Source organism: Paenalcaligenes sp. DL 463 (assembly GCF_057475185.1).
In genome coordinates this window covers 103,050-117,743 of sequence record NZ_JBYBKX010000003.1, presented here as the reverse complement: position 1 = coordinate 117,743, position 14,694 = coordinate 103,050, and the positions used below count along the sequence as shown (strand labels likewise).

Sequence of the window (14,694 nt, the reverse complement as noted above, 5' to 3'; positions counted from 1 at the left end):
GTGCAGAGCATTGTTTTAATTGCCTATTTTGGGCTTCTTTTATATAATATCTGGCTAAGCTCACGTTGGCACGACTAGCGTGGCTTCATTTTTTTATTGGTTTTGATGGATATCGTCGGCATCAAGTCGTTATAAAACACGCGAAACGCTTGGCTTTACCATCGAATTTTTAGGATTTTCCCTATGTACGCGGTTATAAAAACCGGCGGCAAACAGTATCGTGTTAGCCCTGGCCAGAAATTAAAAATAGAACAGATACCGGCAGACATTGGACAAGAAATCTCGCTCGACCAGGTTTTATCCGTAGGCGAAGGTGAATCCCTTAAATTGGGTACTCCTCTCGTTGATGGTGCCGTGGTTACAGCTACTGTTCTTGCACAAGGCCGCCACCCAAAAATCAAGATCTTTAAAATGCGCCGTCGCAAGGGCTACCGCAAAACCCAAGGTCATCGTCAAAACTACACCGAAGTTCGTATCGAAGCTGTTAACGCCTAATTCGCGTTATTTGCTCTACCACTTTGGGTAATTCCATATCAGGAGTTCAACATGGCACAGAAGAAAGGCGGCGGCTCTACGCGAAACGGACGCGACTCACAGGCTAAACGCCTAGGCGTCAAAATCTACGGTGGCCAAGCCATCAACGCAGGTTCCATCATCGTTCGTCAGCGTGGCACACAGTTCCACCCCGGCGCTAACGTAGGTATCGGCAAGGACCACACACTGTACTCATTGGTCGATGGCCATGTTAAGTTCAGTATTCAAGGCGCATTGAACAAGCGCACCGTTTCGGTGATTGCTGCTGAGTAACACTCAGTTCAATATGTTTTGCAAAGCCCTGCCCTTAATAAAGGCAGGGCTTTTTGCTTTACACTAACACCCCTATGTGTACGCTTTTGCGCTCTGCGCACTACCCCATTACACGTTTTCACAATTAATACCGGACATTCATATGAAATTCGTAGACGAAGCTACCATCGACGTTATCGGTGGTAAAGGCGGCAATGGCGCAGCAAGCTTTCGCCGCGAAAAATTTATCCCTAAAGGGGGGCCCGATGGTGGAGACGGGGGCCGTGGTGGTAGCGTATTCGCCATTGCCGATAGCAACGTCAACACGCTGGTCGATTATCGCTTTGCTCGTATGCACCGCGCACGTAATGGTGAAAATGGTCGTGGCTCGGATCAGTACGGTGCCTACGGTGAAGACATCACACTACGCATGCCTGTAGGAACCACCATTACCGATGCCGAAACCGGCGAGTTACTGTTCGATCTTGAACACCACAATCAACAGGTCACACTGGCTGAAGGTGGCGCTGGGGGGTTGGGCAATTTACATTTTAAAAGCAGTGTCAACCGCGCACCTCGTCAGTTCACCGAAGGTAAGGCAGGCGCCCAACGGCGCATCAAGCTAGAACTTAAAGTGTTAGCTGACGTGGGACTATTAGGCTTACCCAATGCAGGCAAGTCCACCTTCATCAGCCATGTGTCTAACGCTAGGCCGCGCATTGCCGACTACCCCTTTACCACACTGCACCCCAATTTAGGGGTCGTACGCACCTCACCGGCTCACAGCTTTGTGGTAGCTGATTTGCCTGGTCTGATCTCAGGTGCCTCTGAAGGTGCTGGGCTGGGTCATCTTTTCCTACGCCATCTGTCACGCACTCGCCTGCTTTTACACATCGTAGACGTCAGCACGCTGGATCCAGACATTGATCCCGTTACTGCCGCCGTGGAAGAAATCCATACCATCACTGAAGAGCTACGTTTATACAGCCCAGAGTTAAACGAAAAACCTCGCTGGTTAGTGCTAAACAAAATGGATATGATTGACGAGCCCGATGCGCTACGTCAGGCCATTATCGAGCGTTTAGGCTGGGATGGCCCTGTGTTCTCGATTTCCGCCTTAACCGGTGCAGGCACGAAGGAAATCACATTAAAAATCCAAAGCTGGCTTGATGCTCAACGTCGTGAAGAGTTAGAGCAACAAGAACGAGCGGCGGGGACCTATGTGGAATCCGATCCCCGCTTTGATGAAAACCGTCAAAACATTGACGATAACTAACCTTTTTATTTCGATTCGCCTCGCCCACCATGCCAGAGATGTCTAACACCAAATCCGTTGTTTCCACCGCTCAACGCCTTGTTGTAAAGGTAGGCTCATCACTGGTTACTAATGATGGTCGAGGAATCGACTCGCAAGCCGTTGCCGAATGGTCACAACAAATTGCCGAGCTGCATAAGCAAGGCAAACAAATTGTGTTGGTCTCCAGCGGAGCCATTGCCGAAGGGATCGCACGTCTGGGTTGGCCCCGCCGCCCTAACGCGATGCACGAGCTACAAGCCGCAGCAGCCGTGGGGCAAATGGGCTTAGTGCAAGCCTACGAGGTCGCATTTGCACGGCACGGCATACGCACGGCACAAATTTTACTAACCCATGAAGACTTGGCAGATCGACATCGCTATTTAAATGCACGGAGTACCATCTACACGCTACTCGGCTTGGGCGTGGTACCCATTGTTAACGAAAACGACACAGTGGTGACGGATGAAATCCGCTTAGGCGATAACGACACCCTAGGGGCTCTTGTTACTAACTTAATTGAAGCGGAATCGCTTATTATCCTGACGGATCAGCAAGGTTTGTATAGCGCTGACCCTCGCTCGAACCCCAACGCCGAATTTATTTCGGTCGCCCAAGCTGGCGACCCCACCCTTGAAGAAATGGCGGGTGGTGCGGGCTCATCGGTGGGAACGGGCGGCATGATTACTAAAATTCTTGCAGCAAAGCGCGCCGCCAACAGCGGAGGCCACACTGTTATTGCATCGGGTAGAGAAGCGAACGTGCTGGTACGACTAGCGCAGGGCGAACGCATTGGCACCGAACTACGGGCGGTTCTTCCTGTACAATCCGCTCGCCAACGCTGGTTAGCTAACCATTTACGCGTGCGTGGTCGCGTAACATTAGACGAAGGTGCTATTAAGGCGTTAACCGCCGGACACAAAAGCCTTCTTCCTATTGGCGTAACCCGAGTAGAAGGCCATTTTGGTCGCGGCGATGTGGTGGCATGCGTGGATACCCATGGCGTTGAGTATGCTCGGGGGCTTATTAACTATTCAAGCACTGACACCCAGCGCATTCTAGGTCTACCCAGTCAAAAAATAGCCGAAGTCTTAGGTAGCATGTCGGCTTCCGAGCTTATGCACCGTGACAATATGGTGCTAAATCGCGAAATCAATAAAGCTTAGCGACGCTCTAACGGGGCCACGAACATATAACCCCAGTTATGCACCGACTTGATAGGAAGATCGAGGCCCGCATCATCGAATTTTCGGCGTAAGCGGCTAATGATTACACCTAAACGATTTAAGCGCGTTGTCTGTGCCAATGACTTATCAACAACGGCAATGGTCTCTAAGAGGTGTTGGTGCGTTACCTTACCGTCTGTTGCCTCAATAAGCTGCTGAAACAAGGCACGCTCGTTCGTGGTTAAGGTAACCAAGATGCCGTCAGGGCTGGATATGGTCCAATCGCCATCCTGTAACAGCCAACAGGTGCTATCAAGTGGCTGCGACACCCCCTGGCGTTGACCACGTAAAACAGTATTAATGATCGCCAACAGTAACGAGCTACCTGTATCGCTTGTTACGTAATAGTCGGCACCACAAAGCAAGGCCTGAGTAAAGGCTGCTTCATTGTGCGAGGGCAGCATTGAAATAATGCCTGTTTCGTCGTTGATCGCCCGTAACCGCATGATCGCGGACACGCTATCAGCAGGACTACCTGCAAGAATAAAAAGACTGGGTTGCTGCGTTTGTTTCAGTTGCTCCGCATGCTGACAAAGTACATTGAGATCGTTTTCACGATGTAAGGTGTAACCATGACTTTGTAAATCACCAATCAACGACGTCGCCTTCACCTCGTGGATCTGTAACGACTGTGCTACGTACCAGTAAACCAGCGGTACATTTTCTGCAGGCATAACACTTTCCTTAATAAGTATTCATTTATTCGTAAAAACCTACGTTACAAATTACTACATCAGTAGTTTTATAACACTACCAACGTAATATCAATACATCGTTCAATAGTGTCCGTGAACACTTTTGGCAAAAACCTTCGTAAAGCACGTGAAGCATTGGGATTAACGCAGATAGAGTTAGGCAAATTGACCCAGCTTTCTCAATCTGCCATCTCCAGCTACGAGCGTGGAGAGCGTCTAAACGCTCGTGAATTATTACGTCTTGCCGAAGTCTTAAAAGTCACACCTGAATGGCTCAGTGGTCATAACCCCAAAAAAAGAACAAACACGGCATCAGACGTGGCTGAGCCCATGGCCGATATTCCTTTTAGTTTTGAGTGGCCCTTCGCTAGCGTAAGCCCTTTAGCCTACTACCAATTAACAGAAGACGAACGTAGAATGGTAGAAAGCCTAGCGAAGTCGTTAGTGACGCTTCATCAAAACGATTAAGGTATTCAGGCCACCCGCTTACGTGCACAGGCCTCTCCCGCTTGAACTTTCACGCTAAAAACGACTCCTACTTAGTAAGGCATTAATCAGTATTTGCTGGTGCATAGCAGCTGAAACGGAGGCTATTATGTTGAAACGTGTTCTCGATGCGTCGTTATACGGTGTGGCGGGTGCCATGCTACTGGTCGTCTCGGCGTGGGCCATTAACAAAAGCTTTGACTTGGGTTGGTTCTCCTACCTTAGTGCTTCTAAGATGTTCTTTAGCTTAGCCATGACCATGGCCATGTTATTTCTCGCTCAAATCCTTGCTCCCCTGTTTTCTTCTCCGCCCTTACCTTCCCATCAAGGTGAATTGGGTACAGACGAAAAAAACCCCGCCTAAATAACGAGACGGGGTGGAAATGCATTGGGGCGTTACCCAATAATCACACGGAGCGTGAGCTTTAGTTCTGTTGTACCGCGTACAAATATAATTCTACACGTCGGTTCATGGCGCGACCTTCTGCTGTCCCGTTATCCGCAACGGGCTCGTTAGGGCCTCGTCCTTCGGATGTCAGTACAGTGGGAGATACGCCCTGTTGGGTTAAGTAGTTTGTAACGGCATTAGCACGGTTGACTGATAAGGTTTGGTTAACTTGCATAGAACCTGTGCTATCCGTGTGGCCAATTGATTTCGCACGAACTTCTGGATGCTGGATCAAGGCGCGCGCCACGCTATCAAGCACCGGCAACAGTTCGGATTTCAGTGCGTATTTGCCCGTATCAAAAGAGACATGGCTAGGGATGTTAACGCGTAGCGTACCATCAGGCATTTCCGTCACATCCACGCCTAGGCTCGTCGCGCCGGACTCTTGAACGTCGTTTTTAATGCCGGACCAGTTATAGCCCACGATGCCACCCGCTACGGCACCTACGCCTGCACCGATTGCAGCCGCTTTACTGCTATCACCGATCAAAACACCTAAACCAGCGCCTAGTGCTGCTCCTGCACCTGCACCCGTGGCCGTACGCCCTCCTGTACCCATGTCGGCACACCCTACCATGACCGCCGCAGCGCCTACGCAGGCCGCGATACGGCTCAGTTTTAGGGATATGTTCATGTTCTTCTCCTTTAGCAATCAACACCCCAACATTTTGTTGAGTGAAGCTATGCTAGCAAGGCTTCGCCCTATCATCTGTTACAGATTGGTTCTGAACGCCAAATATTAACTAAACTTTACAAGGCGATTCGCATAACAAGCAAAGCACACGCGAAACAGCGTCAGAGTTTAGTTAATAATTTGACTTAAGAATGCTTGTGTACGGGGATTGCTCGGGTTATCAAAAAACACCGAAGGTGGATTTTCTTCGATAATTTCTCCCTGATCCATAAAGATCACCCGATCTGCTGCTTGCCGCGCAAAGCCCATTTCATGGGTCACGCACAGCATGGTCATGCCACTGTCGGCCAAGCCAAGCATCACATCCAATACTTCTTTCACCATTTCAGGATCGAGTGCTGAGGTGGGCTCATCAAACAGCATGATTTTAGGTTTCATGCACAGTGAGCGGGCAATTGCCACACGCTGCTGCTGCCCTCCCGAAAGCTGTCCCGGGTATTTATCGGCTTGCTCGGGAATGCGCACCCGCTCTAAGTACTGCATCGCTGTGTCGCGGGCCTGCGCCTTAGTTCGCTTCAATACCCACACTGGGCCTAGCATCAGATTTTCGAGAACCGTTAAATGGGGAAATAAATTAAAGTGTTGAAACACCATTCCCACATCGCGCCGAATGCGTTCTATGTCTTTTAGATTATTCGTAATTTCGGTTCCATCAACAATGATGGTGCCTTCTTGATGTTCTTCTAAGCGATTAATACATCGGATCAAGGTGGACTTACCCGAACCTGAAGGACCACAAATCACAATCCGCTCGCCTTTGGCCACTTGCATCGTGATATTGCGCAATGCCTGAAACTGACCAAACCATTTATTAACATGTTCGAGTCGAATAATGGGCTCTGACATCGTGGCTCCTTGCGTCCTGAAACAAGTGTTTTAGTGTGATGCGTAGAATCTTACGAACGTGAGTCGTGATCTAAGCGTTTTTCTAAGGTCTGGCTATAACGCGAAATGCTGTAGCAAAACACAAAATAAATAGCCGCAATGAACAAGTAAGCCTCGGTACTAAAACCGCGCCATGCCGCATCCGTTAACGCCGTTTTCGCCGCCTGCGTTAAATCGAAGATACCGATAATAACCACCAACGACGTGTCTTTAAAGAGGGAAATAAAAATACTCACCAAAGGCGGGATCACCACTTTCAAGGCCTGAGGCAAGACGATTTTTCGGGTAGTCTGCCAGTATGTCATTCCTATCGAAGCCGCCCCCTCGTACTGTCCCTTAGGGATAGCTTGTAAGCCGCCTCGTACCGTTTCAGCAATGTAAGCGGCGGCAAACAAAATAATGGCGATTTGCGCGCGCAACAGCTTGTCGATATTAAAGCCCTCAGGCATAAATAAGGGCAGCATCACTGAGGACATGAACAGTAGGCTAATAAGCGGAACACCGCGTATTAACTCAATATACACAACGCAAACAGCCTTGATGGCGGGTAGGTGTGAGCGCCGACCTAGCGCTAAAAGCACCCCCAAAGGAAAGGCAAAGGCCAAACCAAAGGTAGAAAGCATCAAGGTTAAAGGCAACCCGCCCCAACGACTGCTGTCTACCGGGCTTAAGCCCAACACGCCGCCGCGCATCAGCACCCAAAAAACGCTCAAGCCCATTACCCATACAAGCACGAGCGCTGGGCGCCAAGAACGGCGTAAACAACTTAAATAAATCAAAGCAATTAGCACCAACGATGCCAACAACGGCCGCCATTGCTCGTCATACGGGAAAATGCCGAAAAGAATCAGCCGGTGCTTCTCTACAATAAAGGCCCAACATGCGCCGCTGTGCTCTTGGCACTCTTGCGCATTCTGGGCCGAGTACGTCGCGTTGAGTACTCCCCAATCGATCAGTGCGGGTATCGACATGAGTAAGAGCCACAGCACCATTACACTCAATACGATGTTGGCAGGCGTAGAGAATAAGTTACGACGCAACCACATACCGACGCTGCTTCTTGAATGGGGCGCTACGGTCGGAGCCGTTTGAAGAGTTTGCATACTAACGCTCCACCAACGCCATGCGCTTGTTGTACCAGTTCATCAACAATGAAATGGATAGGCTCACCGTTAAATAGGCCGCCATAATAATCAGAATGCCTTCAATGGCCTGCCCTGTCTGATTTAAGGTGGTATTTACCACCGATACAATATCCGGATAACCAATGGCAACGGCAAGCGAACTGTTTTTAGTGAGATTAAGGTATTGGCTTGTCATTGGCGGCACAATCACCCGAAGCGCCTGCGGCAAAATAATCAGTCTTAAGGTATGGGCCCGTGACAAACCCATAGCTGCCGCTGCCTCCCATTGCCCCTTATTTACAGCTTGAATTCCCGAGCGCACGACCTCTGCAACAAAGGCCGAGGTATAAATAATTAGACCGATCAGTAATGCAGCGAACTCGGGCGTTACGTTCGCGCCCCCCACAAAATTGAAGCCTTTCAGCTCAGGCACGCTAAAGCGCAGCTCGGCTCCGCTGAGCATCAGTACGACAGTGGGGACCACAAACATAATGATTACAGCAAGGCGTCCAACGGGCATGGGCTTTCCCGTCAGCGCATGGCGATGCTTCGCCCAACGAAGCAGAGGCCATAATAGGCCTATTGCTATCGCCAATCCGCCCAATAACCAACCAAGTGCAGTCACGTCTAGCGTCGGGACCGTTAACCCTCTGTTTGAGATCCACACGCCGGGCAACAGATGATGCGCATTTCGCGGCACCGGCATGGTTTCGGTGATGAGGGCATACCAAAAAAACAACTGCAACAACAACGGCACATTGCGCATGACCTCGACATACGCCGAGGCCAGTTTAGCGATAAGCCAGTTCGACGATAAACGAGCCACACCGATTAGCGTGCCAAATAAGGTTGCCGCCACGACCCCAATTGCGGACACCTTTAGCGTATTCATCAGGCCCACTATAATAGCTCGACCGTAGGTATCTGTTGGCGTGTAAGCGATCACTGATTCGCCAATCGCGAAGCCCGCTTCACGGTCCAAAAAGGCAAAACCGGTTGAAATGTTGCGCACAGACAGGTTATGCAGCGTATTACTGACCAAATACCATACAACGACGGCGATCACGGCTACGATCAAGAACTGGTACAGCAGCCCCCTAATAAAGGGGTCACTTAACGAGATCCGAGCATGACGTGAACGTTTTTTTTGGGGCTGTTCCATGTTTTTTTCTATTCAAGACAAGCCAAAGATAGGGCCAGCTACCAGACATAGCCCAAACACATTAAACCATTAAGTGTAGGCTTATTTAATGTTTGACCCTGCTTTGCAGCCTGTCGATGTTGGTTTACTTCTTTTGGGCTTTCCCTTTAAGGATAAAATACGTCACACTACCTCAGTCGGTGGCGAAGCCCTTTTCTTTTCCATGCCCTCTAACTGCTTTTGATGTTCCAGCTATGATCAAGTTTAAGCACGTGTTTAAATCCTACGGCCGCGGTAAGAACATACTGGCGGACATTAACTTTGATATACAAGCAGGCGAGTTTATTTTTGTCTCTGGCCCATCAGGCGCCGGAAAATCAACCTTATTAAAGTTGATCGGTGGCTTAGAGCCCCCTAGCCGTGGCTCGGTTATTGTCAAAGACCAACGCGTCGATAAACTCAGTGCACGCGCACACCCCTACTTGCGTCGAGCCGTGGGCGTTATCTTACAAGACACCCACCTGCTTTATGACCGTAACGCCATTCATAACGTTCTGCTTCCGTTAGAGGTACTGGGTTTAGAGCGAGACGTGGCCATTAAGCGTGCCCGAGCCGCCATGGAAAAAGTAGGCTTAGCCGGCAAAGAAGACTTCAATCCGGTAGAAATGTCTGGTGGAGAGCAACAACGCTTAGCCATTGCACGTGCCATCGTTAACCGCCCCGCCATTGTGATTGCCGACGAGCCTACCGCCAACTTAGACGCCAGTAGTGCAGCCCGAATTATGGATGTGTTTTTAGACTTCAATCGCGTCGGCGTCACAACACTGATTGCTTCTCACGACCACCATTTAATGGCAAGGTACGCCCGTCGTACGATGTACATTAATAATGGCAAGTTTAGCGACACCATGGGGGTGCAGCTATGAATCGCTGGCTACGCCAACACCGCTATGCATTACACGTTGCGTTAAGTCGCTTACGACAGCAACCTTTTTCATCACTGGCTAATGTGTTCGTTATTGCGCTGACGCTTGCCGTGCCCATCATCAGCTGGGCGATTCTTAGCTCTGCCCAGCCCCTTGCCACACAGCTTCCTGTTAATCCGGAAATTACGCTGTACTTAAGCATGGAGACCGATGAAACGGAGGCGCAAGCCTTAGCCCAAACCTTAGAAACACAGTACAGCGACGAACTCGCATCCGCCCGGTTTGTGTCTCGACACACGTCGTACGAGGCGTTACAGAGCAACCCCATCTGGGCAGACGCCCTAACAACCTTGGGTGAAAACCCCCTACCCCACACGTTGATTCTTAGCTTGGCTGACTCGCCAGACCAATCATCGATTGCCTTACGATTGGCCGACGAGATTAAATCGCAACCACACATCGAGCGTGTGCAGCTCGATAGTGATTGGGTTCGTCGTCTTGAGGCCTTATTGCATTTTGCCCAAGTCGCGTTATTACTGCTTAGTTTTAGTGTCATCGTCATTGTGGTTGCTACGGTGTTTAACACCGTACGCTTACAAGCCCTCAGCCAGCGCGACGAGATCGCCGTCGCCCGACTGGTGGGCGCAACCGAGAGCTTTGTGCGCAGGCCTTTTTTATATCAGGGCGCACTGACAGGCCTGCTTGCCAGCGGGGCTGCCATTGGCCTTTCTTTGTTAGCATTACGGCCCTTAAACGACGCGTTAAACCGTTTAGCTGCCACGTACGAGCTGCAGGTTAGGTTACACCTGCCTGATGCGGTCAGCTTGCTATTAGCCACGTGTCTTGTCGTGCTTATTGCTGCCTTAGCTGCCCGTTGGTCAGTCACTCGTAACACTCGTTTCTAGTACCCTATGTCAACCACGCCCTCATCGATTGCTGCCTTCGCTCAAACCATTGTTCAATGGCAACGGCTACACGGTCGACAACACCTACCCTGGCAACAACACACGGATCCCTACAAAGTTTGGCTGTCAGAAATTATGCTGCAACAAACGCAGGTCGCCACAGTACTAGGGTATTACGAGCGTTTTTTAGAGCGCTTTCCTACCGTCCAAGACTTAGCCGGCGCACAGCAAGACGAGGTCATGCCGTATTGGGCAGGACTGGGCTATTACGCTCGGGCACGAAACCTACATCGCTGTGCTCAAGTCGTTTGCGAAACGTTTGACGGCGCTTTCCCTACCACCAGTCAGCAGTTGGCCACCCTACCCGGAATAGGGCCCTCTACCGCTTCAGCCATTGCTGCATTTTGCTTTGGCGAGCGCTCGCCTATTATGGATGGCAATGTACGACGGGTTTTTACGCGCTATTTTGGCGTATATGGGCATCCCCAAAAACGGGCAGTAGACCAAAAGCTATGGGCCTTAGCCCAGCAGATCATTGACCTCAGCCCACCCGAGCTACCCATGCCAGCCTACACCCAAGGGCAAATGGACCTGGGCTCAATGGTTTGTACCCGTGGTAAACCAGCCTGTCATGCCTGCCCCTTGCAAGCAGACTGCTTCGCAGCCTCCCACCAGAAAACACACGAACTTCCTACACCGAAGGCCAAGACACTACAGCCCGAACGCTTTTGTGAAATGCTAATTTTAGAACGCGAGGGCGCCATTCTGTTTGAACAACGTCCAAACACGGGGATTTGGGGAGGGCTTTGGGTGTTACCCCAATATGACACGGTGGAAACATTGCAGCGATACTGCCAAAGCTTGGGCGTAACAATCAACAGTGAGCAGAAAATGGCAGCGATGCTTCATGTATTCAGCCATTTCAAACTGCACATCAACCCGTGGTACGTGCCAGTTTCTAGCTCGGTAACGGTCAGCCTTGAAGCCAATCAACAGTGGGTGGCAATCGATCAACTTGATAGCGTGGGACTACCCGCCCCCGTCAAAAAAATAGTAGAGGGGCTGTATCAACAGTCTCAGCCTACACTCGATCTGGCCTAAAGCGATACACGGCCATCAACAGCCCGCAAGCCACACCAAGGGTGAGTAAAGCCGTTCCGCCGTAGCTCATAAACGGCAAAGGCACACCTACAACCGGCAGCACCCCAGTCACCATACCGACATTGACGAACACATACACGAAGATCATCATCGACATTGATCCCGCGATAAGTCGTGTAAATTGCGTGGGCGCAATCACGGTAATGGTTAGGCCTCGTAAGATAATCAACGCATACAACACCAGCAGCAATATCCCACCGTACAGGCCAAACTCTTCAGCATAAACGGCAAAGATAAAGTCGGTGGTGCGCTCGGGGATAAAATCCAGATGCGTCTGTGTGCCCAGCATGTAACCTTTACCGTAAAGCCCTCCCGAGCCCACAGCGATCATGGACTGAATCGTGTGAAAGCCTCGTCCTAGTGGATCCATACCCGGATTTAATAAGGTACAAACACGGTGCTTTTGATATTCGTGCAGTACCACCCAATCAAAACCGGGCGCGCACAAGTGGTCTTCAAAATACAGCACGCCGCCCAAACCCACGACAAATAATAAGGTAATGGGTGCTAATAACTTAAAGGATAAACCCGCAAAGTAAATAACACTTAGCCCAGCGGCCAGTACCAATAAGGCGGTGCCAAGGTCGGGCTGGCGCACAATCAATATAAAGGGAATGGCGAGCAACACACCTGCCGCGAGAAAGTCCACAATGCGAAGGCTCGCACCCTGATTTCGATGAAAATACCACGCCAGCATAAGGGGAACGGAAATTTTCAGCATCTCAGACGGCTGAATACGAGCAAAGCCAAAATTAAGCCAACGAGTGGCCCCTTTGCTTGATTCCCCATAAAACTCCACACCCAGCAGCAGTAAAAGGGACAAGGCGTACACGTACGGAACCAAGCGCATCATCCACGGCGGCGGAATGAGGGCCACGAACCACATCACAACGAAGGCGACCATAAAATGGCGAGCTTGATCAGCAAAGCGCCAGTCGGTTCCGCCCACAGCGGAATGCATCACGACAAGCCCGCAACCCGCCATAATGGCTAACAAGATGAGCAAAGGCCAGTCAAAGGCAGTAATTGCTTTTAGGCCCCATTGCATAACGCGCTTCATGGTTTATTCGGCCTCTCTACTAACCAGTAATCGTACAACGTACGTGCGATGGGCGCTGCCACCGAGCCACCCCACCCCGCATTCTCTACAATTAACGCAATGGCTATTTCAGGGCTCTCGGCTGGCGCGTATGACATGAATAACGCATGGTCTCGCAAACGCTCGTCAATCGCTGAGGCATTGTATTTTGTTCCTCGTAGACTAAACACTTGGGCTGTGCCCGTTTTTCCGGCCGCCTGATAAGGAGCATCGGCAAACGCTCGTCTTGCCGTTCCTTTGCGTACCACATCCACCAGCGCATTTTTTATGATGTCGATGTTTTCGGATTTTAATGGAATAACGTGCGTCGGGCTGGTCACCGCCGCTTTGCTCTCGCCCGTTTGAGGTTCGGTAATATGACTAACAATATGCGGTGCCATATAGACGCCATCATTCGCCAATACCGCCGTCGCCTGCGCTAACTGCAATAACGTAAATGAGTTATACCCTTGCCCTACCACGACTGAAATGGTCTCACCCGCATACCAACGTTGTTGGCCTGGGTCTTTAAACGCCTGACGCTTCCACTCCCGAGAAGGCAGAATGCCCCGACGTTCGCCATCTAAGTCGATGCCAGTTACCTGTCCAAAACCAAACTGCTTACTAAAATCATGCAGGGCGTCCACCCCAATCTCAGGGCCCAGCGAATAAAAATAGGTATCCGAAGACACCATTAATGCCCGATGCATATCGGTAGCCCCGTAAGCCACATTACCCGCATTACGGAACCGCTGCCCGCCAAATTCGTAATACCCCGGATCTGGAAAACGCTCGGTAGGATCACGCTTTTCAAGCTCTAACGCCGCTAAGGCCACAAAAGGCTTATAGGTAGAACCGATGGGATAGGTCCCGAATAAGGGCCGATTAATTAAAGGGTGATCGGGCGACTCGTTGAGCTTACGCCAACTTTCTACATCGATACCATCCACAAAAAGATTGGGATCAAACGAAGGCGCTGAGACAAAAGCCAAAATCTCACCCGTTTTAGGCTCGATGGCCACCAAAGCCCCCCGCCGACCAGCAAACTGCTCTTCAGCGAGTTTTTGCAGGCCGATATCGATGGATAACGTTAAATCAGCCCCGGGTATGGGATCAGTACGTTGTAATACGCGTACTGGCCTGCCCGATGCCGTGACCTCGCGTTCTTCGACCCCCGTGCGGCCATGCAAGGTGGACTCCCAGGTCTTTTCTATTCCTTTTTTGCCAATAATTGAGGTGCCACGATAGTTTCCTAGCAAGCCCTCTTCTTCAAGGCGCTCTTCATCCGCTTCGGATATACGACCCACATATCCCATTACGTGTGCGGCAGCGTCACCTTGCGGGTACTCACGCACCCAACGGGCTTGTAAGTTCACCCCCGGAAACTTAAAGGCGTGAGCCGAAAACCAGGAGGCTTCGATTTCATTCAGGCTATTGCGTAGTAGCACTTCTGCGTAACGGCTATTTTGTCCTAAGGACATCGTAAAACGTCGACGATCTCTGGGGCTTAAATAAACCAACTCGCTCAGCGCGTCGAGCAAGTCATCCATTTTCCCTTCGACCTGCGCAGGGATCACCGTTAAGGTGTAATCACGATAATTACGGGCTAATACCACCCCTTCACGATCGGTAACCTCGCCACGCAACGGAGCAATAGGCACGACAGCGATACGATTGCTGTCAGCACGAGCCGCTAAGCCCTCGTAGCGAACCACCTGCAAGTACCACAACCTAGACCCTAGCAACGCCAATAGCAACACGACGGCTAACCCAGCGACCCAAGCACGTATCAAGGTACGTCTACGGTGCAAATGAGAGGTTCTTTTAAACTCAAACATCGGCGTC

Annotated in this window: 16 protein-coding genes; 9 read left to right on the top strand and 7 right to left on the bottom strand. The window is 50.6% G+C overall.

From position 1 onward, the window contains the following. Positions 1–183 precede the first annotated feature (183 nt). The 4 genes from rplU to proB all read left to right on the top strand — a co-directional run bounded on the left by rplU (position 184) and on the right by proB (position 3,246). Positions 184–495 (top strand): 50S ribosomal protein L21, encoded by a 312-nt coding sequence (rplU, locus tag AC2UZI_RS12100; protein WP_486944131.1) that lies wholly within the window; start codon positions 184–186, stop codon positions 493–495. Positions 496–546: 51 nt separating this feature from the next. Further along, positions 547–807 carry a 50S ribosomal protein L27 gene (gene rpmA / locus AC2UZI_RS12095; RefSeq protein WP_486944130.1) on the top strand — a complete coding sequence of 87 codons (261 nt, stop codon included), beginning with the start codon at positions 547–549 and terminating at the stop codon, positions 805–807. 142 nt (positions 808–949) lie between these two features. Beyond that, positions 950–2,062, top strand: coding sequence for a GTPase ObgE (gene obgE, locus AC2UZI_RS12090; RefSeq protein WP_486944129.1), 1,113 nt, complete (start codon positions 950–952; stop codon positions 2,060–2,062). A 38-nt stretch (positions 2,063–2,100) separates the two neighbouring features. Next, on the top strand, positions 2,101–3,246 hold the full coding sequence (gene proB / locus AC2UZI_RS12085; protein WP_486944128.1) for a glutamate 5-kinase: 1,146 nt from the start codon (positions 2,101–2,103) through the stop codon (positions 3,244–3,246). Here the strand turns inward: proB and AC2UZI_RS12080 are convergent. Further along, a complete protein-coding gene (locus AC2UZI_RS12080) occupies positions 3,243–3,980 on the bottom strand; it encodes a winged helix-turn-helix domain-containing protein (protein ID WP_486944127.1) in 738 nt (245 codons plus the stop codon). The genes proB and AC2UZI_RS12080 overlap by 4 nt on opposite strands. 114 nt (positions 3,981–4,094) lie before the next feature. Here AC2UZI_RS12080 and AC2UZI_RS12075 point away from each other — a divergent pair, with 114 nt between their 5' ends. Beyond that, a complete protein-coding gene (locus AC2UZI_RS12075; RefSeq protein ID WP_486944126.1) occupies positions 4,095–4,469 on the top strand; it encodes a helix-turn-helix domain-containing protein in 375 nt (124 codons plus the stop codon). A 127-nt stretch (positions 4,470–4,596) separates the two neighbouring features. After that, entirely contained in the window at positions 4,597–4,851 is a 255-nt protein-coding gene (locus AC2UZI_RS12070) for a hypothetical protein (protein ID WP_486944125.1), read from the top strand. A 61-nt stretch (positions 4,852–4,912) separates the two neighbouring features. Here the strand turns inward: AC2UZI_RS12070 and AC2UZI_RS12065 are convergent, their stop codons facing one another. From AC2UZI_RS12065 to AC2UZI_RS12050, 4 genes are all read right to left on the bottom strand, one after another. Continuing rightward, positions 4,913–5,569 (bottom strand): YiaD family glycine zipper/OmpA-like lipoprotein, encoded by a 657-nt coding sequence (locus AC2UZI_RS12065; protein ID WP_486944124.1) that lies wholly within the window; start codon positions 5,567–5,569, stop codon positions 4,913–4,915. Positions 5,570–5,737: 168 nt separating this feature from the next. After that, positions 5,738–6,475: an amino acid ABC transporter ATP-binding protein gene (locus tag AC2UZI_RS12060; protein ID WP_486944123.1), complete on the bottom strand. Its 738-nt coding sequence runs from the start codon at positions 6,473–6,475 to the stop codon at positions 5,738–5,740. A 50-nt stretch (positions 6,476–6,525) separates the two neighbouring features. Further along, positions 6,526–7,617: an amino acid ABC transporter permease gene (locus tag AC2UZI_RS12055; protein ID WP_486944122.1), complete on the bottom strand. Its 1,092-nt coding sequence runs from the start codon at positions 7,615–7,617 to the stop codon at positions 6,526–6,528. Between the two features lies 1 nt (position 7,618). Next, positions 7,619–8,800: an amino acid ABC transporter permease gene (locus AC2UZI_RS12050; protein ID WP_486944121.1), complete on the bottom strand. Its 1,182-nt coding sequence runs from the start codon at positions 8,798–8,800 to the stop codon at positions 7,619–7,621. Positions 8,801–9,033: 233 nt separating this feature from the next. Here AC2UZI_RS12050 and AC2UZI_RS12045 point away from each other — a divergent pair, with 233 nt between their 5' ends. The 3 genes from AC2UZI_RS12045 to mutY are packed head-to-tail and all read left to right on the top strand — an operon-like array spanning position 9,034 to position 11,711. Then, on the top strand, positions 9,034–9,705 hold the full coding sequence (locus tag AC2UZI_RS12045; RefSeq protein WP_486944120.1) for a cell division ATP-binding protein FtsE: 672 nt from the start codon (positions 9,034–9,036) through the stop codon (positions 9,703–9,705). After that, entirely contained in the window at positions 9,702–10,610 is a 909-nt protein-coding gene (locus tag AC2UZI_RS12040) for a cell division protein FtsX (protein WP_486944119.1), read from the top strand. The genes AC2UZI_RS12045 and AC2UZI_RS12040 overlap by 4 nt, the downstream gene beginning before the upstream one ends. 6 nt (positions 10,611–10,616) lie before the next feature. Further along, a complete protein-coding gene (mutY, locus tag AC2UZI_RS12035) occupies positions 10,617–11,711 on the top strand; it encodes an A/G-specific adenine glycosylase (RefSeq protein WP_486944118.1) in 1,095 nt (364 codons plus the stop codon). Here the strand turns inward: mutY and rodA are convergent. Both rodA and mrdA read right to left on the bottom strand, forming a co-directional pair. Then, positions 11,692–12,831, bottom strand: coding sequence for a rod shape-determining protein RodA (rodA, locus tag AC2UZI_RS12030; RefSeq protein WP_486944117.1), 1,140 nt, complete (start codon positions 12,829–12,831; stop codon positions 11,692–11,694). The two genes, mutY and rodA, sit on opposite strands and share 20 nt — an antisense overlap. Continuing rightward, complete coding sequence (gene mrdA, locus AC2UZI_RS12025) at positions 12,828–14,687, bottom strand: penicillin-binding protein 2 (protein ID WP_486944116.1); 1,860 nt, start codon at positions 14,685–14,687, stop codon at positions 12,828–12,830. The genes rodA and mrdA overlap by 4 nt, the downstream gene beginning before the upstream one ends. Positions 14,688–14,694 lie beyond the last annotated feature (7 nt).